Consider the following 21478-nt stretch of genomic DNA (forward strand, 5'->3'; position numbering starts at 1 on the left):
GTATAAGAAGTGCTACTATCGCAACAGGAATCAACATCATGGGCACTTCGTACAAATAGAAAAACTGTAACAGTGCATTGCCATGGCCAACCCCTCACCCCGCCTCACCTCCTTCAAAGAGTTCTACCCGTTCTACCTCTCAGAGCACCAGAACACCACCAGCCGGGTGCTGCATTTTACCGGAACCGGCTTGCTTCTGATACTGCTCATAGCGGCGTTGGTATTGGGGCGGTATGCGTGGCTGTGGGGGTTGCCGGTGATTGGCTACGGGTTTGCGTGGGTGGGGCACTTCTTCTTTGAGAAAAATAGGCCGGCCACGTTCCAATACCCGCTCTACAGTCTGGCGTCAGATTTTGTGCTGTTTTTCCAGTTGCTGGTTGGTAAGCAAAAGTTCAGGTCTAAATAGTGCCAAAAGCCGTTTTCGGCCTGTTTTTCAGAAAACAGGCCGAAAACGGAAAACTCATTCTATCCTTCTTTTCTTAGCTGGCCGAACCGCTTCTTTGGTGCCCGCTGGTTTCCGGTCTACCGGAAGGGGGGCGGTAGCGCCTTCCCCTGATTTCCCGCCTCTCAGGTACGTGAACTCCAGAATCGCCCCGCGGTACTGGTTGCTTTTCGGGTCTTCGCCCGAAGGGCCGGAAGTGACCGAGGAGCTGTCTACGGCCAGATAGATTTTTTCACCGTCTGGGGAGAGGGCCAGATCGCGGTAGCGGGTTTGGGATTGATGGAAGTAAGAGAGGGTGTCACCCACCACGGCGGTGCCCGAAGCATTGAGTTTTACCCTGATCAGTTTCCCAGTTTTAAGGGTGGGAATGAGCAGCGAGTTCTGCCAGCCGGGTATGGCCGAGGCCGTATACACCTCAATGCTGCTGGGCGCATCTGACGGCCACTCCGGCGAGGCCTTTCCCCCGCTTCGCTCCTGCTCCAGAATGCGTTGGAGGAAAGCGTTTGAGTGGGGGTAGAGACTGAGAAGGGGATCTCGGTAAGTGTCTTTCCCAATAGCCGCCGCATTGGCCTCCTCACTGGTGATGGTGGGGTAGGTGGTGTGCCATTCGCCGGGAAGGTGGGAGTGGCTGCTCACACCCGCCGCCAAGCCGTTGTAGTTGTTGTCATTGTACCCAATAATAAGCGGGTGGCCGTAGTTCTTGCCTCGCTCTAGCAGGTTGATCTCGTCGTCTGAGAAAGGGCCGTGCTCACTGGTGTAAATCTGGCCAACTCCCCCAATTTTGGCGTACGCCAGGCCTTGGGCGTTGCGGTGGCCGTAGGTCCAGACGGCGCTCTGCTTCCCTGGTTTGGTAAACGGATTGTCATTGGGAAGCCAGCGGTCAACGTCGCCTTGGTCCCCGTCTGGCTCCAGGTTGAACCGAAGCACTTTCCCTTCATAGCTGCTGATCTGTTGCGCATGGTTGGGGCGGCCTACATTTTTAAACTGCCCGGCGCCCATGTCTCCCACGGTGTAAAATAAATAGTGCTTTCCGTTCATGGGGGCAATGAGTAGCCGGCCAGAGTTGTGGTCATTGCTGCCGGGTATGCTGTCACAGAGAATTGTGGGGTTTGCCAGTTTCTGTGCCTTCTGGTCATAGTCATACCGCACCACCCGCATGGTGAAATGGCAGCCGCCAAAGTTGGGGTCACAGCCATCGCCCGGCTGGTTGGCCCCCGCGAAACGGTAGGCGTAGGCAAGGTACACATACGGTTTGCCGGTGAGCAGCTGCGGGTGCAGGGCCAGCCCCATCAATCCGCCCTGCGGCCAGGGCTTGCCCCCGTCCAGGCTGTCTGGAATCTTATCATACCGGGGGAAGTTTTTGGCGTTGTTCAGGTCCAGCAGTACGGTTTGAGCGCCGGTGGCCGGATTGATCCGGTTTACCCGGTACCCTTTTGCCTCTGTGACCCACAGGTGCTGGTCCGGCCCGTAGGTCACTTCCCACGGGTCGCTGAGGTGAGCCTTAACTACCCGCACCATGAAGACTTCTCCCTTGGGGCCCGTTACCTGTTGGGCTTTGGTGGCCCGGGGGAAGCAGGAGAAAATGAATAAACTTACGAGAAGAAAAAGTGAGCGGGCCATGGGGACAAATGCTGGATACCGGTTCTTTAAACCGCCGCCCGCGGTAATTGGTTGTTCAAAACCAGATATGGGGGGGCAGAATCAGTATTTACCCCTGCCGCCGGAACTGCTCAGGGGTGCGCCCTGCCTCTTTCTTGAAAAACCGGCTGAAATAGGAATTGTCATCAAACCCCAGGGCCTGCGCCACCTGTGCAATGTTGAGGTGCGGCGAATGGATGAGCAACCGCTTGGCTTCCAGTACCAGCCGCTCCTGCAGTAAATCTGAGGTGGTTTTGCCCAGGTTCTCTTTGCAGAGCTCGTTCAGGTACTTAGCGGTGAGATGCAGGGCCTGGGCGTAGAACGAAACGGGGCGGTGCTCCCGGTAATGCCGCTCCACCAGCGTCTCCAGCTGGTACAGCTGGAAGGGCCATGTGGTGCTGCCAGACAGAGGGGACTGGCTGGGGTACAGACGCAAGAGCTGGATCAAAAGCAGGTGCAGATAGCTTTTCAGGGCGTCTGTCTGCAGTGGCTGGGGCGTCTGGTATTCTTGCAGCAGGTTCTGAAAAAGCTGCTCAACGGGGGCGGCTTCTGCCGCCGAAAGGGTGACCAACGGCAGTTGTTGCCAGGCCCTGAAGAACGGAAACTGTCTCAGTTTCTCTGTTTCCTGCCCGTTGGGGAAAAACTCCGGTGAAAAGAACAGCAGCGTACCCTGTGTGTCTGGGGCCAGGTCCCAGGCGTGCACCTGGCCGGGCGTTAGAAAGAAAACGCTGTGCGGTTGTATGGGGTACTCTGTGAAATCAATGGTGTGGGTACCCCGGCCCTGCCGGAGATAGAGCAACAGGTAAAAGTCGTGCTTGTGCGGGGCCTGCACAAAGGCGTGCTTCTGCCGGTGGGTCTGCAGGTCTACCACGTGAAAGCCCTGGGTCAGGGCGCGGGCGGCGGTAAAATCAGGAATACGGTAGACAGGGAGTTTTTCGGGCATACGCCAAGCGGTGTGCGCCGCGCTGGTTTCGCCCGAAATTACCAAAAATAGCCTATAAACAGCAACTTTGGTTAATGCCCCCGCGCCTGCGGACTGCTAGCGGCAGTGGGGTTGTAGCTGATGAAGATGTTAATCCAGATGGCCCGGGAAAGTTTGAAAATGGCCGGCAGAAAGAGCACCAGGCTCAACACCAGGGCCGCCATGAGGGACCAAAGGGTTACTTCGCCTGAGTAGAGCATCATGAGCACCACAAACGCAAGGGTAGGGGCGGTGGTGAGGCCGTAGCTCACGTACATGGCGCCGTAGTAATAGCCCGGCTCCGGCTCGTACACCTGCTGGCACACAGAGCAATGGTCTTTCATCTGCGAGAACCTGCTCCAGCTCAGGAGGCTGTTGTTCTCAAATAAATCGCCTTCGTGGCAGCGGGGGCATTTGAGTTTGGCAATGCTGTATAGTTTAGAACCTTTCCCTAACATGGCTTCCGGTGGTTAAGTCTACTACAAAGGTACGTGCCGCAGGCAGATTGGGATAGGACAAATGACGGTTGTTGCGGTGATTTTAGTAGAGACCAGGCACCGCCTTGTCTCTTACGCATTGAAGATAACTCCCCTCCCGGGAAGGGTTGGGGTGCTTGCAGCTGGTTCTCCTTATTTTGTTCTATAGCAGCTTTTGTTCCTGTTGAACCTACCCTACAACGTCTTCCTGATCCTGCCGAGGGAACTTTCGCCTTAAATTACCTTTTGCTCCCATTCCCGTTCCTGCCAAGCCTTTGACTGCAGTTGCTTTCTGCCTGCGTTTGTCACGTTGATTCTTGATGCTCAACCTAACCAAAAGAATCAAGAAGCCCCTGACTCGCTGCTGCTCAGACAGGAGGGGCTTCATTAATTTTGCACCTGGATACCGCTATTTTTTCATAGCTGCTGTGGCCATTACGGTTTTGAAGCGTCTGTCCGTGCTCCCGCTAAGCTCCTCGGCGCCTGCGGCTTCTGCGTCGCCCGCTCCCGCAGGCACTGATGAGGAGGTATAAGGGTCTGCGGTAATTCTTAGGTACAATTAACTGGTGGTGCAGTTGGTGGGGCTTCTGTTCTGTTTCGGGCCTGTTTTCCAGAAAACAGACCGAAAACGCAAAGTTGCTTTTAAGGCGCTGTTCTTCTGCTATTCCTACTACTCCTTCTTTTCCAATACCCCATTCCCCACTGACTGCAGCTTTCTCAGTAACTCTCTATCGCACTCTATGGCGCGGAAGTTACTTCCGTGCCTTACATCTATAGCAGATACTCCCCCTTTGAAAGGGGCGAAGGGGGATGTTTACATCTGCTGATCCACGCATGCCTGATCACTCCCCTCCCTGGAGGGGTAGGGGTATTCTCACGCATCGCTGATCTCCCCGCGGCTCCCGGCGAGTCTGGAGAGTCGCACCATCCTTGGCACGAGACGGCAGTCTCGCGCCAGTTGCCTGATCCAACCGCATCAGTAATCCACCATCAGCCATTTCCAAAGACACCGTGGTGATCGCAGCTGCTATGAGCGTCTGGGCCAGCTTCTATCTTAAAACCTCCGCTTTTGCGTTTTCGGCCTGTTTTGGCCAAAACAGGCCGAAAACGCAACGGCCCCTCAACTATCAAAGCTGAGGGACCGTTGGGAGCAAAAGTGCAGGGCCAGAAGTTGGTAGCCACGCTAAGGTTACTTGCTTACCCGGTTTTCTTCGTCACCGGTTCCTGTTCTGCGGTTACGGGCGGTCTTGATTTTGCTGTTCCCAAATTTGTAGTCGAAGCTCAGGTTGAGGCGGCGGCTTTCCCACTCGTTCTGCCAGTACATGTTCACGTTGTCATAGTGCAGGTGGGCCCTGAAACGGGAGGTGTTAAAGATGTCGTTGAGTTTGAGGCTCACGGTGGCGCGGCCGTCCAGAAAGGTCTTCTTGCCGCCCAGGTTCAACTGGTAGTTGGCCTTGTTCTGGAAAAGCCCAGACACAGACGGGGAACTGTAGTACCCGGCAAACTGCACGCTGAAGTTCTTAGGCAGCACAAAGTTATGGTCGGTGCTGAGGTCCCAGGAGAACTGCTCCTGGTTGTACTGCTCGCCCTGCACGGGTGTGTTTACCTTGTTCAGGCTGGCCTGCACCTGCAGGTTGGCGTTCCACCATTTCTTCACGGGCAGGGTACCGCCGCTGCTGAAGCTCAAAGACGTGGCGCGGGCCAGGTTCTGCGGCGTGCTGATGCTTTCCTTGGTAACATCATTCTGGCGCACCACTTCCATCACAAAATCTTTCTGCTCCAGGTAACTGATGCCCAACAGCTGGAAACCTTTGAAGATGTAGTTGAACTGGAACGAGTGGGAGAACGACGGTTGCAGGAACGGGTTGCCCTTGAGGCCGGTGTACGGGTCTGAATAGAACGTGAACGGGTTCAGGCTGCGGTAGTTGGGCCTGCTGATGCGGCGGCTGTACGAGGTGGAGAACTGGTGGTCATCTTTGGGGCTGTAACTCACAAAAGCGCTGGGGAACAGCTCCCAGTAGTTGCGGTTGGCCACATTTCTGGTAGTGAGGGAATTGCCTTTTGAAATGGTCTGCTCGGCCCGCAGGCCCGCCTTGAAGCTCAGCTGTTTGCTGAATTTCCTGCTCAGGCTCAGATACCCGGCGTTGATGTTTTCGTCATACAGAAAGTGGTTGGTGCGGCCCGCGTCATTCTGCCAGCCGTTCTCCTGGTGGCGCTCAAACCTGATGTCTGAGTCATTCTGCACCCAGCTGCTTTTCCAGCCGGTCTCGGCTTTCCAGTTGCTGCCCAGCGGGTGCACGTAGTCCAGCTTCACGGCAAAAATACGGATGGCGGCGTCTGAGAAGCTCTGCAGTTGCTCCAGTTCCCTTTCGCCGGTCACGGCGGCCCCCAGGTACTGGTTGGTGAACAGCTCGTCTGCCCCGTTGCGGTAGCGCACAAAATCAGCGTCAAAGGAGAGGGAGCGGCCGGTGGTGTCTATGTCAAACTTATAGTTGGCGTTGAGGCTGTAGTTGTGAGAGGCCACGTCTCTGGGGTTGTTCATCTGCACGCTGCCAATGGCGTTGCCCGGCACGTCATAGTTCACTGAGCTGCTGGTGGTGAGCGTGTTCTCAGGCGAGGTGTAACCTTTGAGCATGAGGCCCACGGTGTGCTGCTTATGGATGAACCAGTCGCCGCCCGCCACTACGTTCACGCTTTTGGTTTTGGGGTGCCAGAAGTTCACTGACCGGTACAGGCTGTCCCGGATGATGCGCTCCATGGTGAGGCGGTTGTACGAGTTGTAGTGGCCGGTGTTGAGGCGGGTGTAAAAGCTGAACTTGCCCAGGTTGTAGTTCAGGTTGATGCCCGCCCACGCCTTTTCATATTTGCCGTAGCCGGTGCCCACGCTCAGGGTGCCGTTCATGCCTTTGGTGAGTTCGCGCTTGAGCTGGATGTTGATCACGCCCGCCGTGCCCGCTGCGTCATAAGAAGCCGGTGGGTTGGCAATGAGTTCCACCTTACTTACCGCCGAGGCGGGTAAGGATTTGAGGTAGTTGCTCAACTCGGTGCCGCTCATGTAGGTCATCTTGCCGTTGAGCATCACGTTTACGCTGCCGCTGCCCCTAAAGAGAATGTTGTCATCTTTGTCCAGGCGCACGCCGGGGGCGTTTTTAAGTACTTCCAGGGCATTGTCGCCGGCGGTATTCAGTTTCTCCACGTTCAGGATGAGGCGGTCAGCCTGCTGTTCCAGCAAGGGGCGCTGGCCCTGCACCACCACCTCTTTGAGCGCGGTGGTTTTCTCCTGGGCTTGTAAGGCCGGTACCTGCACCGGCTGCCCCTTCACGGCAAAGGGCTGGCTCACGGCGGTGTTGAAGTCAATGCGGCTGGCTTTTACCAGGTATCGGCCGGCGGCCACTTTCTCAAACGCGTACGTGCCCGCCTCATCTGCCATCATAGAATTGGCTACGCTGGAGTCTGGCAGCAGCACCAGCAGAATAGTGGCGAAACCCACCGGTTTCTGGGTTTTAGCCTCCAGCACCTGGCCTTTCACGGTGGTGCCGGGCTGGGCCATTGCCCACGGGGACAGCAGCGCGGTGAACAGAAGCAGGAGGAACAGGCAGCGGGTGGAGTAGAGGTGACGGCGCATGGGGAAATGGGTTTTGGTGAAATGATGCCCAAAGGTGCGCGGTCTGGCCTTCACCCGAAAAATAATAATCCCAACGCCTGGGAAAATTATGCCAACCCCTGTTTTTGGCCTGTTTTCTGAAAAACAGGCCGAAAACAGGGGTTGGCACGGCAAAAGCGGGGGTTGGGATAAAAAATGTGGTGAGGTGTGGGCCGTTGTGTAGTTTTAAAGCATGAAGCACAGAACTGTCTTATACCATATTTTGGCCTGGGCGCTGTACCTGGTATACTGCCTGGTAGGAATTTACCTTGAACAGCCCCGTCACCCAGAGGCCATCATGTGGCTACAGCTTTCGTTTGTGGTGTGCATGGTGGTGGAGTTCTACTACTGCTACCTGTTTGTGTACCCGCTGTTCCTGAACCGCGAGCGCATTCTGTTCCTGGTGGTGGCCTGGGCCGGTGCGCCGGTGCTCTTCATTATCTGCCGGTATCTGCTGGAGGAAACCCTGTACCCGCTGGTGTTGGGGTTCAGTAATTACGGGAAGGGCACTACCTTTCAGTATTTCATGGTTGACAACCTGTACTACGCCATGCCCGCCCTGGTCTTGAGCCTGGTGGTGTGGAGCGTGCAGGTGACTTTCAGGAAGGAAAAGGAGAACAAGCTGCTGCGCGCCGAAAAAATACAGGCCGAACTGGCCTTCCTGAAAACCCAGATCAACCCGCACTTTCTTTATAACACCCTCAATTACCTCTACGCGCAGGCGTACCCCATCTCAGAGAAACTGGCCGAGGCCATTCTCAAACTCTCTGAGATGATGCGCTACATGCTGCACGAGAGCCCAGACGGCCAGGTAGAGCTGCAGAAGGAACTGGACTACCTGCGCAGTTTCATTGACATCTTCCGGCTAAGGTTTGAAGACCGCTTCTTCGTGAATTTTACCGTTGAAGGCGAGGTAGGCGGGCAGCGGGTGGCATCACTGCTGCTGATTCCGTTTGTAGAGAATGCCTTCAAGCACGGCATAGCCGATGACCCGGCCAATCCTATACAAATAAGCCTGAAAGTGACCCAGCAGAACCTGTCATTTGAGGTAATAAATCATATTCATAAAGCCCAGAAAGACCAGACCACTGGCATCGGCCTGCAAAACATCCGCCGCAGGCTGGAGCTTCTGTACCCCAACCAACATGAACTCACCGTGCAGAACAACGGGCTGGTACACCAAACCAAGCTGAAATTGCAGATGGGTAAGTAAGGCCTATGCTACATTTAATGCTGTTTTTGGCTTGTTTTCCAAAAAATAGCCCAAAAACAGAAAAGCGGTGTTCCTTCTCCCTCAGGGAGAAGGGTAGGATGAGGGGAGATGCGACTCAGACAGCAACAGGTATGGAAAGCAGAAAAAAGTCACAGAAATAATTCCCGCTGAATACTTAGGAACGCCAGCTCAAAAGACTCATAATGTATTGTTCCTAGAAATAGCTCTGCCTTTGTTCTATAGCCGCCGTTGCCCCCTCACCCTAGCCCTCTCCCTCCAGGGAGAGGGAATGCGGCAGTTTGTGTTTTCGGCCTGTTTTTCCAGAAATAAGCCAAAAACAGTTACTTTTAAATTCCTAATTCTCAATTCCCTATTAAAATGATTCGGTGTATCTGTGTGGATGATGAGGCGTACGCGTCTAACTTGCTCAAGGCCTATATTGAGAAAATTCCGTTTCTGCAGTTTGTGGGCAGTACCACCAGTCCTATTGAGGCGCTGGGCTGGGTAAGTGACGGTCGCTGCGATTTGGTGTTTCTGGACATCCAGATGCCTGAATTGACCGGGTTGCAGTTCCTGAAACTGGCCGGCAACAAGTGCAAAGTTATTCTCACAACTGCCTACCCAGAATACGCCCTGGAAGGCTACGAGCATGATGTGGTAGATTACCTGCTCAAGCCCATCGCGTTTGACAGGTTTTTGAAAGCCGTACAGAAGGCGCAGGCCCTGTTGCAGCCGGTAGTTGCGCCGGCCGCTCCGGTTGTTGCAGTGGCCCCGGCAACATCGGCGCCAGCCGCCCCGGCAGAGTACATGTTTGTGAAAGGCGAAAGCAAGAACAAGTTCCTGCGCATCAATTACGCGGATATTCTCTTTATTGAGGGCCTCAAGAATTACGTGTCTCTGTACCTGCCGCAGCAGCGGGTGGTCACCTACCAGACGTTACGGGACCTGGAGGAGCAGCTGCCGCAGCCGCCGTTTTACCGCGTGCACAAAAGCTACATCATCTCCATTGACAAAGTGCGCATGGTTGACGGCCACACGCTCTACATCCAGGACCGGCAAATCCCCATTGGCGAAACCTACCGCGAAAACTTCTTTAAGCTGATCAGAGAGAAGGAGCAGGGGTAAAGTTTTCTGATTAGGAAATGGGAATGGGAAAGGACACCGTAATAAAATGCAAAAGAAGTAACGGGCCATTGAGCGTATCTTTTATCTTGCCTTCTGTTTTTGACCTGTTTTCTGAAAAGTAGCCCTAAAACAGAAACCCGTTTCTAATGCTTGTCTTTTTTGTTTTGCTGTACCTGGCGCTCAATGTGCTGCTAGGCCTTTGGGCGGCGCGGCGCGTGCACAACACCGCAGACTTCCTATTGGCGGGCAGGGCCTTGCCGTTGCCCATGGCCACCGCGGTGGTCTTTGCCACCTGGTTTGGGTCAGAGACTATCTTAGGCGCCAGCGCCGAAGTAGCCGAAGACGGACTGATGGGCATGGTGGAAGACCCGTTGGGCGCCGCCCTGTGCCTGGTGCTGGTGGGCCTGTTCTTCGCCCGGAAACTGTACCGCATGAACCTGCTCACCTTCGGGGATTTTTACCGGGTCAAGTTTGGGCGTACCGCCGAAGTAGTGGCCTCTGTCTGCCTGGTGGTTTCCTACTTTGGCTGGGTGGCGGCGCAGATGGTGGCCTTGGGCATTGCCTTCAACCTGCTGCTGGGCACAACGCTGGTGCAAGGGGTTTTGCTGGGCAGCTTTCTGGTGGTGGTGTACACGTATTTTGGGGGCATGTGGAGCGTGACAGACTACCTGCAGACCATCATGATCATTCTGGGCCTGCTGGTGGTCACGTGGTGGGTCATGCGTGAGAAACCTCTGGCCCAGGTAACGGCCACCCTCCCGGCAGATTTCTACCGGCTTACGCCCAAAACCGGCACCTCTTTTACCGGGTGGCTCAATTACCTGGCGCTCTGGCTCACCATTGGGTTGGGTTCCATTCCGCAGCAGGACGTGTTTCAGCGGGTCATGGCGGCCAGGTCTGAGAAGGTGGCGGTGCGGGCGTCTCTGCTGGCGGCGTTTCTGTACGTGACGGTGGCGCTGCTGCCGTTGGTCTTAGCTGTATATGCCAGGGTGCTGCACCCTGAGCTGGCGGCCAAAGATGCCCAGATGCTGGTACCCAGCCTGATTCTGGGTTCTAGTCCGTTGGTGGTGAAAGTGCTGTTCTTCGGGGCGCTGATTTCGGCCATAGTGAGTACGGCCAGCGGCGCTATTCTGGCCCCAGCGTCTATTTTGAGCGAAAACCTGCTTCGCCCGTTTTTCAAAAACATGACTGATCAGAGGCTGTTGTTGCTTTCACGGGTGAGCGTGCTGGTGGTGGCGGCCATCTCGCTGGGGTTTGCTATGTCCAGGAGCAATATCCATGAGCTGGTGAGCGAGTCGTCGGTGCTGAGCTTGGTGAGCCTGCTGGTGCCGCTGGTAGCCGGAATGTACCTGAAGAGAACTTCGGCGGGAGCCGCCATTCTGTCTATGGGGCTGGGGATGGGGGTGTGGCTGCTCTGCCGTTTCTGGGGTACCCAGGTAGAACCTATGTGGTACGGCCTGGCGGGGAGTACGGTGGGGTATGTGGCGGGGCATGTTCTTCGGCCTGGTTCCAGAGCCGGGGCTTGATGGTTGAATAGGGGATCAGGGCTTTTAGCGAAGCTGTTTAGAGGTTCCAAGGCTGCGGGGCAAAGGCGGCCGGGTAGGTTTTCATTGTTCCATGGTTTCTGTGTTCCATGGTTTCTGTTTTCGGGCTGTTTTCAGGAAAACAGCCCGAAAACAGAAACCGGAAACTTTGCAGCGGAGCTCTCTTTTAAAATTCCCAACAGCTTTGGGGTATCTATGCCGGTTTCTAATCCTCACGAGCCTGTAGCAGGTGACAAATTTTATTTAAATCAATTCCAAATAAGCATTGTAGAATTCAAAAAGCTCTCTAATTTTGCGCCGCTACTTAGAATTGATCTAAATAAAAGATATGCGAATTTTTACCAGATCTTACCCATTCTTACTCCTCTTCCTACTTCTGGCCCACCTGGGCTTTGCCGAGCTGAAACATGGCGGTGTGGCGGGCGTGGTGCGTACCAGTGAGGGGAAACCGGCAGCTTACGTGAGCGTGACCCTGGTGGAGGCCAACAAAGGCGGCATGACCACTGAGGACGGTTCTTTTCAAATTAGAGGTGTGGAAGAAGGCACGTACACCTTGCGTGTCTCTTATGTGGGGCTGCAGACACAGGAGAAAACAGTAACGGTGACCGGCGGGCAAATTACCCGGGTTGATTTCACTTTAGCCGAAAGTGCCGCCCAGTTGAGTGAGGTGGTGGTAGCGGGGTATGCCGGGTTAAGCAAACCAGTCGCCTTCGGCAAAGCCGACATCAGGCCCTTGGACCTTCCGCAGAGTGTGGGCATCGTGAACAGCACCGTCATCGCTGACCAGCAGGTGCTGCGACTGGGCGACGCGATCCGGAACGTAAGCGGGGTGTCTCTTACCCAGCAGCGCCAGGGCATTGCAGAGACGTTTACTTCGCGCGGGTTCAGCATAGGCATTGGCGGTTCAGGCGGCAGCATCTTCAAAAACGGTGTGATCTCCAATACGCAAGGCTTCCCAGATGCCAGCACGCTGGAGTCTATTGAGGTATTGAAAGGCAGCGCGGCTCTGTTGTACGGCAACGTATCTGGTGGTTTGGTGATCAACATGGTGACCAAGAAACCTAAGTTTGACTGGGGCGGCGAAGTGTCTATGCGCGTGGGGAGCTATGACCTGTACAAACCTACCATTGACGTGTATGGCCCCATCAGCAAGAACCTGGCCTTTAGGGTGGTGGGTACTTATGAGAAAGCCAACAGCTTCAGAGATGTGGTGAACAGTGAGCGGGTGTACGTGAACCCATCGCTCGTTTATAAACTGGGCCAGAAGACCGAGATTCTGGTGCAGGCAGACTATCTGAAATCTGACCTGGTGCCCGACAACGGCATTGGGGCTTTGAACGGCGGCCAGGAAGCCGTGATTCCTGATATACCCCGTTCGCGGTTTATCAACGCCGTGTGGGCCTACAACAACACAGAGCAATTGTCTGGGTCTGTGACGGTGAACCACCGCTTCAATGACCAGTGGAAAATCAATCTGATTGCCTCTACGCAGAAAACCCAGGTGGACGGTTATGGTTTGGGCGTACCCAACAACGTAGCCGGTAACGGAGACTTTACCAGAACCTTGAGCGCGGCCAAAACCTCTGAACTGAATTATACTACCCAACTGAACCTGAACGGGAATGTCTCCACTGGTTTTCTGCACCACCAACTGTTGGTGGGCGCAGATGTGGTGAAGATTGAAAGCGAAAGCAACACCTTCAAATTCACTGCGGCTAATGGGGCCGTGGGGACAGGTTATGATAAGATCAACATCCTGGACCCGGCCAAATTTGAAGCCCGCACAGACGTTCCTACCCGTGCTGTGGTAGAGCAGACCACCTCTCCCAATTATAGATTTGGGGCCTATGTGCAAGACATGATCACCGTTTCAGATAAGTTCAAGGTGCTGGCCGGTCTGCGTTGGTCTTACCAGAATGTGTACCGCACCACCATCTTCAACAATGAAACGCAGCAGGAGAGAGAAGGGGCAAACCCAAGCAAGGCAGACCGGGCTTTCTCCCCAAAGGCAGCGTTGATTTACCAGCCGGTGCAGAACATGTCTTTCTATGCCAGCTACGCCAATAACTTCACCGTAAACTCCGGCACCGACATTAATTTCCAGCAGCTGGACCCGTCTATTGTAGATCAGTATGAAGTAGGGGCCAAAAGCGAGTTCCTGAACGGGAAACTCACCACCAGCCTGAGTGTGTACCGCTATGTGAACAGCAATCTGGCGCAGCAGGCCCAGTTCCGGGCAGACGGTACCAGCAATACAGACCCCAACGTGAAAGAACTGACCGGTGAAACCACCAGTGACGGTTTTGATATTGACATAAAAGGAAATGTATCCCAGAACTTCTACTTCCTGGTAGGCTACGGCTACAACTACCACCGCTTCACCAACACCTCTGAATTAGGAACCTCTATGGTGGAGGGCGAACGTCTCATCAACAACCCCGCCCACACCGCCAATGGCTCTGTGTTCTATACTTTTGACCAATCGTTCCTGAAAGGGATAAAGCTGGGGGTTTCTGCCTTCTATACCGGCGAGCGCAACGGCGGCTTGAACAATACGGTTGATCAAAAAGCAAAAAGCTTCAGCCGTCTGATTCCGTTGAGCGGCTTCACCACCCTTGACCTGTCTGCGGGGTACTCCTTCCGGAAGGTTTCTTTGCTGGCCAAAATCTCCAACATCACCAATGAGCTGAACTACGTGGTGCACGACCGCTACAGCATCAACCCGATTGCGCCGCGCCAGTTCATGGCTACGGTAGGGTATAAGTTTTAAACTTCAGCTGCAAAAGCTACCCAGTAAAGAGGGAGTCCAAGTAATTGGGCTCCCTCTGCTGCTTAAGGAAGGATTATCCAGAGCATTCAGACTAAAAAGCGGCTTAGCAACCGGAGCTTCATTGTTTCGCGGTACCCTCAACGCTACCTCCTCTGGACATACCCTTTCCCGCCGAAGACCGTTTCTTTACAGAGGGCTTGCGCTTAAGCGAGCCGTCATCTTGTAGAGAAACACCATGGAAATTACACAGATCGTATTGGCCAGTCGGCCGAAGGGAAACCCCAGCAAAGAGAATTTCAGGTTTGAGAAAGTAGAGTTGCCGGCTTTGCAGGACGGGCAGGTGCTGCTGGAACCTCATTTTTTCTCCGTTGACCCGTACATGCGCGGCCGCATGAACGACGCCAAGTCCTACACGCCCCCGTTTCAGGTGGATGCGCCGCTGGAAGGTGGCGTAGTAGCCAAAGTGCTGGAATCCAGGAGCGAGGCTCTGCAACCCGGCGATGTGGTATTGGGTGCGTTGCCCTGGGCCACGCAGTCCATTGCCGAGGCGAAAAAGCTCCAGAAAATAGACACCAGCCTGGCCCCCGCCAGCTATTACTTGGGCATTCTGGGCATGCCCGGCTTAACGGCTTACTTCGGGTTGCTGGACATCGGGCAGCCCAAGGAGGGCGAGACGGTGGTGGTATCGGGCGCGGCCGGCGCCGTGGGCATGGTGGTGGGCCAGATCGCCAAGCTCAAAGGCTGTCGCGTGGTGGGGTTGGCGGGCTCAGACGAGAAAGTGGAGCTGCTGAAGAAGGAGTTTGGCTACGACGAGGTCATCAACTACAAAACCACCCAAGACCTGCGCGCCGACCTCCAGGCCGCCTGTCCCAACGGCGTGGACGTGTACTTTGATAACGTGGGCGGCGAGATCACCGATGCCGTCATTTCGCTCATCAACTTCCACGCCCGCCTCGCCATCTGCGGCCAGATTGCGCATTATAACGACGAAAAGCCCCAGCAGGGTCCTCGGTTCCTGCCGCTGATCCTCACCCGCAGCGCGCTCATCAAAGGCTTCATCGTGAGCAACTACCACGCCCGCTTCCCCGAAGGCATGCAGCAGCTAGGCACCTGGGTAAAAGAAGGCAAACTCCACTATCAGGAAACCATTGTAGAAGGCTTTGACCAACTTCCCGAAGCGTTCTTAGGTCTGTTCACCGGCCAAAATCAAGGCAAAATGCTGGTGAAGGTGTAAGGGACCTCACCCCCTAGCCCCCTCTCCCACGGAGAGGGGGAACACCGCTTTTGCGTTTCCGGCCTGTTTTTTGGGAATCAGACCGAAAACGCATTGTAGGGACTTACTAATTGTGCAGTTTGGACGCATTTCGTCCCCCTTGGAAGGGGGTAGGGGGATGATGACACATGCTAAAGGAGCGTTCCAGAGAATCATTCTATTGCGCGGAAGTTACTTCCGTGACTTGCTGAAACTGTAAGTCACGGAAGTAACTTCCGCGCCATAGTAGCAATTCTATTTTTGGCTCTCGGCGGTCTGGAGACTCGCCTCATCCCGTGGCACGAGACTGGAGTCTCGCGCCAGAAAAAAAAGGCCTCACTAGTTTCCAGAACCTGTGAGGCCTTTTCCGTTTTTGGGCTGTTTTTCTGAAAACAACCTCAAAACGCAAAAGAATGATTAGGGCAAGATTAAGCGTCCGCCTTCTTCCACGGCGAAGCCTTGGTTGATAGCATGGTCTATGCCTGCCGTCATGGCGGTCTCTACGTTGGCACCCAAGCGGGCGTAGCCAAATAGGCGGGAGGCTTCTCTGATTAATTCACTCTTGGGCAGGCTTATCTGGTTGGCCAGTATTTCTTTGATGGCGTTGGCAATTTCTTCGGGTGGCAAATCATCGGCCTCCCGTTTCTGGCCCTCTGACTCACTTACCCTGAAACTAGTGTACTGCTCCGGCTGGTGTTCTTCTTTCCAGAGAATTGTGCTTTTACCCAACTGGGTTTTACTAATGGGAAGCTGGGCGAAAAGCTGCTCAAAATGGGCGTTCACCCTAGAACCGTTTCTGGCGATTCCCCAAGCGGCTAATACCCTTTTGCTGAGCAAATTTTGGCTGATAGGAGATTCTGTATTGAGAACCTGCATTATTTGATTCTTTATCTTCTCCTGGTTCCAGGGCTGGAGGAAATCTTCTGACGAATTAGCCTGAACAGATTCTATCTGGCAGACTTCATACGCCATTGCGGCAGTCGCCGTCGCCAGTTCAGCGGTAGCAATGGCCTTCTCCACTAAGGTTTCTACAGCCAAGTTGGAGGAAATGAAAGCCACCTCTAGCTGTTGCTGAGGAGAAGGGGCTTCAGGAGCGGTTGGTCTTTCTTCTACCTCTGGCAGTTTTATTTTGCCTTCTTCCGCAGCCTTAATGGCTGATACAATGCCTTGAAGGGTTTTTTCGGGATTTTCCCACCATTCCATGGCCCATACTTTATGAATGTTCCAGCCCAGAATGCGCAAGACATCTGCCTGCACGATTTCGCGGTCTCTAGAGGTTTTGGCACTGTAGTAATTGTGGCCGTCACATTGAATGCCTAGAATATATTCACTTGGGTTGGCCGGGTTCACCACGCCCATGTCAATTTTGTAGTCAGAGCAACCAATGGCGGTATGTACCTCATAGCCTTGCTTCTTGATTTCCTCTGCCAGCGTCTTCTCAAAAGAAGCTGCCTGACCAGCGGAAAGGAGCGCGCGCCCAGGTAAGGCCATTTTTCCTTTTTCGGCATACGCCAGGAAAGCCTTTAAGCCAGCCACGCCTTCTGAGGCGGTACGGGTAATGTCTATCTGGTCAGAGCGGAGCGTAGAAAAGACTTTCATCTCGTAACGGGCCCGGGAAACTGCCACGTTTAAACGCCGCCAGCCGCCCTCACGGTTAATGGGCCCGAAGTTCAGGCTCACTTTGCCTTCTTTGTCTGGGCCGTACCCAATGGAGAAGAGAATGATATCCCGCTCATCGCCCTGCACATTTTCCAGGTTCTTGATAAATAAAGGCTCCTCTGTCTCTGTGGCAATTTGCTCCAGGTCTGGTCTGGATTTAAACACTTCGGTTAACAAGTCTTCAATCAAGTTCTGTTGTACCACACTGAACGTGACAATTCCAATGCTTCGCTTAGCCTGCAATGGGTGCGATAGCCGTTGAATAACCTCGTCTACAATGGCTTTGGCTTCTGCTTGGTTTTGGCGGGTTTTCCCTTTGTCATAATATCCGTCTACAGACACGTGTTGTACCTTGGTGTTAATGTCGTCGGTAGAAGGGAAGGTGAGGAGCTTATTCTCATAGTATTTCGCGTTGCTAAAGGCAATTAAGCTTTCGTGCTTGCTTCGGTAATGCCACAACAAGTGGTGAGACGGCATGGAGAGTGCCAGGCAATCATCCAGAATGCTTTCCAGGTCTTCCATTTCAATGTTGTCATCATCTACGGCATTAGTAGCGAAGAAACTGGTAGGAGGCATCTGTTTAGGGTCGCCTACTACAATCACGTTGGTGCCGCGGGCAATAGCACCTACTGCCTCGCAGGTTGGCATTTGGGAGGCTTCATCAAACACTACCAAATCAAACTTAGCGGAGTTGGCGTCAAAATACTGTGCTACTGAGATAGGGCTCATGAGCATGCAGGGGCAAAGGCGCGCAAGCAAATTGGGGATGGAGTCAAACAGCTTGCGGATGGACGTGGCCCTACCATTGTTTCTGATGTTGCGCTGCAGAATACCTATCTCTGAACTTTGAGAGGCCTCTTGGGAGAAAGACGGAATCTTGGCGGCCAGGCGAGCGTACAGTTCATCTTTGGTTAGTCTCTCAAAGTTTTTGCTCAACTCTCTGAATTTCTTGATTTTCTCTTCAAAGAGCTTGCCGTTGAAGGTACTTAATTGCGGGTCTTGGTTAATAATGAATTCGGCGCAGGAGCGGTAAATGCCTTTTTTGAAAGAGGAAAAAACCTCTTCACTGGGGATACCGCCGTTCTCATATGCTGTAATGAGCGGTTGCAAGCCTATTTGCAACGCTTTGTCTTTAATCTGTAGCCAATTTATCCAATCGCGGAGTTCGTCTAATGCATTTAACCATCTATTTGAATAAATTAGGGCATTCTCTACCCAATCAGTATTTTCCTGCTTCAGAGAATGTACATCTATGCCGAGCAAGTTGTGCAGTTCCTTTTCTTTCTGAAGAATCTCCTGGTACAGGAAATTAAATTGTTCCAACGTTTGCGCATAGGGCTTCAGGTATGCTTGGCTGCCCTCAGAGAATTCCTGAGCCAAAGCCGTGCGCCACTCTTTGGTTTTGGAGGCTGTGTTTAAAGTAATTGCCTGGCGGTTAATATCAATTAAACTTTTGCAGATAGAGACCAGCGTATTCCATTGGCAGGTGCCATTCTGCCATAGAAAACCAAGTAGTTGAGACAAGTGGGTAGCTTTGTCCAGGTGTTCCTGTTCTGTTTGGTAATCTATGACAGTTTGTAGATAATCAGGGATTTCTTGTTTAGAAAGGTTGCCGCCTAGAGCATGTTGTTTCAGCCCTTTGAGAAGCGAATTCTGTTTCAGATACTTGGGCAGAAACCATTTTTGCTCTGCCATTACCCATTCTTGCTGGGTTTGTAAGGCTGGGAAGGTGAGGATAGTCTTGTTAAACTTTTGCAGAAGTTGTTGAACCAGGGCATCCCTCTTTTCCCCATGTTCGGCCAGCCCCATTAACTGTGACAGAGTCTGCTCCACGTGGTCTATGTTCAGGAGAGACGTGGGGATGTCTGGCAGATTAAGGAGAGAAACAGCAAGGTTGTGTAAGGCTTCTGCTTGCTCTTTTGTAGTGGCAGGTGAGCTTACTTTTAAGATGCGGCAAACGGCGGGAAGCTGGGTTTGATACTGCTGCAGAAGATTCTGATAGCTGGTGATGAGTTCCTTGGCTTCGGCTTTGAGTTGCTGGGCATATTGCCGCACTTTTACTGCCTCCAGCGGATGTTGGTGCGGATGCCCGCAGACAGAGCCAATTACCTGCACCTGCTCCACTAAATCTTGCCACTCGGTCAGTTGGGCTTCTGTGAGGTGCTGCAAAGCCTCTGAACTGAAGGAAACCTTATCAGGCAGCACTGTATATTGGCTGTAGTTGGTAAAGGCGTCAAACAGGGAAAGACCAAAACCATTTTTCTTATGCAGTGCCTGCACGTATTCATTCAGCTCTGTCCTGATTGAGTGAAGTCGCTCTGCCTCAGATTCAAAATTCTGGGGAGAAGATTTTCTGGTGATTTCCGCTGCCCGTTTCAACTGCTCCAGTACCGCCGATTTCTTTGACTTGTTAGAGTGCAGTTCCAGACAGAAGGGGCCAATGCCTATGGATTCCAATCGATTTTCCACTACTTCCAGCGCTGCTTTCTTAGCCGAGACAAATAGCACTTTCTTGCCCGCGTACAGGGCGTTGGCTATGATGTTGGTAATGGTCTGTGACTTGCCCGTTCCAGGAGGGCCGTGCAACACAAAGCTTTTGGCTTGGGCAGAACTCAGAATGGCTGAAAACTGTGAAGAGTCTGTGCTGATGGGCAGCGCAATGTCAGTGGGATGATAGGCCGTATCTGGCGCTCCGTCAAAAGTAAGTGGCTCGGGCTGCCATTCCAATTTGCCTGAAATAAGACTCTTAACAATCTTGTTCTGACTTAATTTATTGGCGTTGTGGTGTATATCATTCCAGAGAATGAACTTGCTGAATGAGAAGGTTCCTAAAAATGCTTGTTCTTCCACATCCCAACGGGAGTGGGGCATGATGCTTTTGCGAATAATATTGAAGACCAGCTTCACATCTACGCCGCTTTCGTCTTTAGGCAAATTTTCTAACCCGCCAATGTTAATTCCAAAGTCTTGGCGGAGCATCTCCAGCAAGGTGATGTTCATCAAGGTTTCTTCCTCTCGGCTTCTGATGACATACCCTTTCTGGGCAGATTTTCTTATAATTTCAACGGGCAGAAGTAGAATTGGGGCATACCGTGGGCGTTCGCTCATTGGTGTCTCGTACCACTTCAGCAAACCTAATGCTATATAGAGGGTATTGGCTCCATTTTCTTCTAAAGCTTGGCGGGAGGTACGGTAAATATTGGTGAGGCTATGCTGAAGCTCTGTCTCTGTAAGATAAGAGCGTAACCGTTTATGGGTAAATTCATGGGCTACTAAATCTGCAATGGGGTCAGACTGGTTCAGGGCCTGATAAATTCCTGTGTTCCGTAGCGGGTTATCCCAATCGGCGGGTTTTGCCAAGACCTGAAACTCATGGCCATTTGCCAAGCCATCTTCTAGTTTACTGAGATTGATAGAAATAAACTGGATGGCACTTTTGGTTAATCTAAGGTTCAGCAAATTGTTCCTTAGGGTGAGGTCAAGAAGTTTCCGCTCCCAGAGCCGTTGCTTGGAGACTTCTATATGTTCTACGTCCAGTACCTGTACCCCAGTAGCAAGTGCTTCTGGGGCAAGGTTGTCCCGCTCTTTGGCGGGTGCCTCTTCTATAATTTCCCAACCGTTCTGCGTATGCACCCGCAACGGAAGCGGCCTGATACCGCTAAATCTGGTGCGCTTTACATCAATGAACAGGTTGAAACTGTCCTCTTTGGCCATGTGCTGGTTAGCGGCACGTACCGCCTCATCAAAAGACATGGGCGTGCCGGCATTCATGCTGGTGCCCTCTACCAGTACAATCTCATTAATGCCGTCTGCCGTTCTTTTAGTGAGAAGGGACGGGTCATCATTGATAGGGTCGGCGAAAGATTCATTAATGAGCCAGCCTCCCGCAAATGCATGCCCATCAATTAAGACCAACAAAGGGTGTATGCCCACAGCTTCTAGGCAGGCCGCATAGAGCAAGGTAATGTCCAGACAGTTGGCTAATTTATGAGTGAAAATAGTGTCACACATTCTAATACGCTGGCCGTTAGTTTCAAAGCTGGCAGGGACGCTACAGTAGACTAACTGTGCCTGGGCAATGGCCTCAAAAATGGCCGCCATTTGCTTACGTACCCTATCTGGATTTCGGCTTTGGTACTCATCAAAGGAAGGGTTACCTGTCCACTTCTCTAAAATTGGAGCCGCCTTTCTAATTATATTCAGTACCTCGGCATGGTTTGGGGTCACAAAGGCAGCCAGCATTTCAGGTAAGCTGGTGTATCCGCTCCATTGGTCATAGGCCAGAACAGAGATAGGATAATCTTCTGTGAAGATAGGTTGACTTTCTGCCGTAACAGTTAATCTAAAGCTGCCCGCTTCCTTTTCAGTTAGTGTAGATAAGTACGTAGAGGATATCTTAAGATGAACGGCTTCCAATTCAAAGCTTTCATCTGTTTTAAGGGCATCAATATGGTACTTCCAGACCGCAGCGAACTCTGGCTCCGAGGTTAGTTCAATGGATATGTTCTGCAAATCCATTCCGCTGATATTGGCTACCCGCAGTTTTCTAACCACTGAAACGTGGTTCTGTTGCATGGCATAGTTGATAGAAGGGGAATAAATGAATTCAATGTCTACTGCAGCCGTCATAAAATTTAATGTTTAATAGGATTATGATTAGTAAGTTAAAATTATTTGGGGAGTAACACCAGTAGAATCAGAAATAAAATGAAGCCGAAGAAGATGTTATGATGTAGAAGAGATTGTTGTTGCTTA

Annotated in this window: 11 protein-coding genes; 6 read left to right on the plus strand and 5 right to left on the minus strand. The window is 52.7% G+C overall.

Going from position 1 to position 21478, the window contains the following annotated elements; genetic code table 11:
• The first annotated feature begins 82 nt into the window (after positions 1-82).
• Positions 83-406 carry an Mpo1-like protein gene (locus tag FHS90_RS07310; RefSeq protein WP_182512542.1) on the plus strand — a complete coding sequence of 108 codons (324 nt, stop codon included), beginning with the start codon at positions 83-85 and terminating at the stop codon, positions 404-406.
• A gap of 54 nt (positions 407-460) precedes the next feature.
• On the opposite strand, the gene FHS90_RS07315 is transcribed toward FHS90_RS07310, so the two are convergent.
• The 4 genes from FHS90_RS07315 to FHS90_RS07330 form a co-directional block, all read right to left on the minus strand.
• Positions 461-2062, minus strand: a complete 1602-nt coding sequence (locus FHS90_RS07315) for a PQQ-dependent sugar dehydrogenase (RefSeq protein ID WP_182512543.1) — start codon at positions 2060-2062, stop codon at positions 461-463.
• Positions 2063-2150: 88 nt separating this feature from the next.
• Positions 2151-3023 (minus strand): helix-turn-helix domain-containing protein, encoded by an 873-nt coding sequence (locus tag FHS90_RS07320; protein WP_182512544.1) that lies wholly within the window; start codon positions 3021-3023, stop codon positions 2151-2153.
• 71 nt (positions 3024-3094) lie between these two features.
• Complete coding sequence (locus FHS90_RS07325) at positions 3095-3499, minus strand: DUF983 domain-containing protein (protein ID WP_182512545.1); 405 nt, start codon at positions 3497-3499, stop codon at positions 3095-3097.
• A 1207-nt stretch (positions 3500-4706) separates the two neighbouring features.
• Positions 4707-7142 carry a TonB-dependent receptor gene (locus tag FHS90_RS07330; protein ID WP_182512546.1) on the minus strand — a complete coding sequence of 812 codons (2436 nt, stop codon included), beginning with the start codon at positions 7140-7142 and terminating at the stop codon, positions 4707-4709.
• A 211-nt stretch (positions 7143-7353) separates the two neighbouring features.
• On the opposite strand from FHS90_RS07330, the gene FHS90_RS07335 reads away from it, so the two are divergent.
• The 5 genes from FHS90_RS07335 to FHS90_RS07355 all read left to right on the plus strand — a co-directional run bounded on the left by FHS90_RS07335 (position 7354) and on the right by FHS90_RS07355 (position 15046).
• Entirely contained in the window at positions 7354-8373 is a 1020-nt protein-coding gene (locus FHS90_RS07335) for a sensor histidine kinase (protein ID WP_182512547.1), read from the plus strand.
• 378 nt (positions 8374-8751) lie between these two features.
• The gene (locus FHS90_RS07340) at positions 8752-9498 is read left to right on the plus strand and encodes a LytR/AlgR family response regulator transcription factor (RefSeq protein WP_182512548.1); all 747 of its coding nucleotides are present in this window, start codon (positions 8752-8754) and stop codon (positions 9496-9498) included.
• Between the two features lie 146 nt (positions 9499-9644).
• Positions 9645-11024 carry a high affinity choline transporter 1 gene (locus FHS90_RS07345; RefSeq protein WP_182512549.1) on the plus strand — a complete coding sequence of 460 codons (1380 nt, stop codon included), beginning with the start codon at positions 9645-9647 and terminating at the stop codon, positions 11022-11024.
• A 346-nt stretch (positions 11025-11370) separates the two neighbouring features.
• The gene (locus FHS90_RS07350; protein ID WP_182512550.1) at positions 11371-13812 is read left to right on the plus strand and encodes a TonB-dependent receptor; all 2442 of its coding nucleotides are present in this window, start codon (positions 11371-11373) and stop codon (positions 13810-13812) included.
• A 235-nt stretch (positions 13813-14047) separates the two neighbouring features.
• Entirely contained in the window at positions 14048-15046 is a 999-nt protein-coding gene (locus FHS90_RS07355) for an NADP-dependent oxidoreductase (protein ID WP_182512551.1), read from the plus strand.
• Between the two features lie 435 nt (positions 15047-15481).
• Here FHS90_RS07355 and FHS90_RS07360 read toward each other — a convergent pair whose 3' ends face one another.
• Complete coding sequence (locus tag FHS90_RS07360) at positions 15482-21352, minus strand: anti-phage protein ProA (RefSeq protein WP_182512552.1); 5871 nt, start codon at positions 21350-21352, stop codon at positions 15482-15484.
• Between the last annotated feature and the right edge of the window lie 126 nt (positions 21353-21478).

The organism is Rufibacter ruber, assembly GCF_014138425.1.
GTDB lineage: Bacteria > Bacteroidota > Bacteroidia > Cytophagales > Hymenobacteraceae > Nibribacter > Nibribacter ruber_C.

Excerpts from the sequence above, each read along its gene's own strand:
- FHS90_RS07310 (WP_182512542.1), top strand. The coding sequence starts at position 83 with ATGGCCAACCCCTCACCCCGCCTCACCTCCTTCAAAGAGTTCTACCCG.
- FHS90_RS07315 (WP_182512543.1), bottom strand. The coding sequence starts at position 2,062 with ATGGCCCGCTCACTTTTTCTTCTCGTAAGTTTATTCATTTTCTCCTGC.
- FHS90_RS07320 (WP_182512544.1), bottom strand. The coding sequence starts at position 3,023 with ATGCCCGAAAAACTCCCTGTCTACCGTATTCCTGATTTTACCGCCGCC.
- FHS90_RS07325 (WP_182512545.1), bottom strand. The coding sequence starts at position 3,499 with ATGTTAGGGAAAGGTTCTAAACTATACAGCATTGCCAAACTCAAATGC.
- FHS90_RS07330 (WP_182512546.1), bottom strand. The coding sequence starts at position 7,142 with ATGCGCCGTCACCTCTACTCCACCCGCTGCCTGTTCCTCCTGCTTCTG.
- FHS90_RS07335 (WP_182512547.1), top strand. The coding sequence starts at position 7,354 with ATGAAGCACAGAACTGTCTTATACCATATTTTGGCCTGGGCGCTGTAC.
- FHS90_RS07340 (WP_182512548.1), top strand. The coding sequence starts at position 8,752 with ATGATTCGGTGTATCTGTGTGGATGATGAGGCGTACGCGTCTAACTTG.
- FHS90_RS07345 (WP_182512549.1), top strand. The coding sequence starts at position 9,645 with ATGCTTGTCTTTTTTGTTTTGCTGTACCTGGCGCTCAATGTGCTGCTA.
- FHS90_RS07350 (WP_182512550.1), top strand. The coding sequence starts at position 11,371 with ATGCGAATTTTTACCAGATCTTACCCATTCTTACTCCTCTTCCTACTT.
- FHS90_RS07355 (WP_182512551.1), top strand. The coding sequence starts at position 14,048 with ATGGAAATTACACAGATCGTATTGGCCAGTCGGCCGAAGGGAAACCCC.
- FHS90_RS07360 (WP_182512552.1), bottom strand. The coding sequence starts at position 21,352 with ATGACGGCTGCAGTAGACATTGAATTCATTTATTCCCCTTCTATCAAC.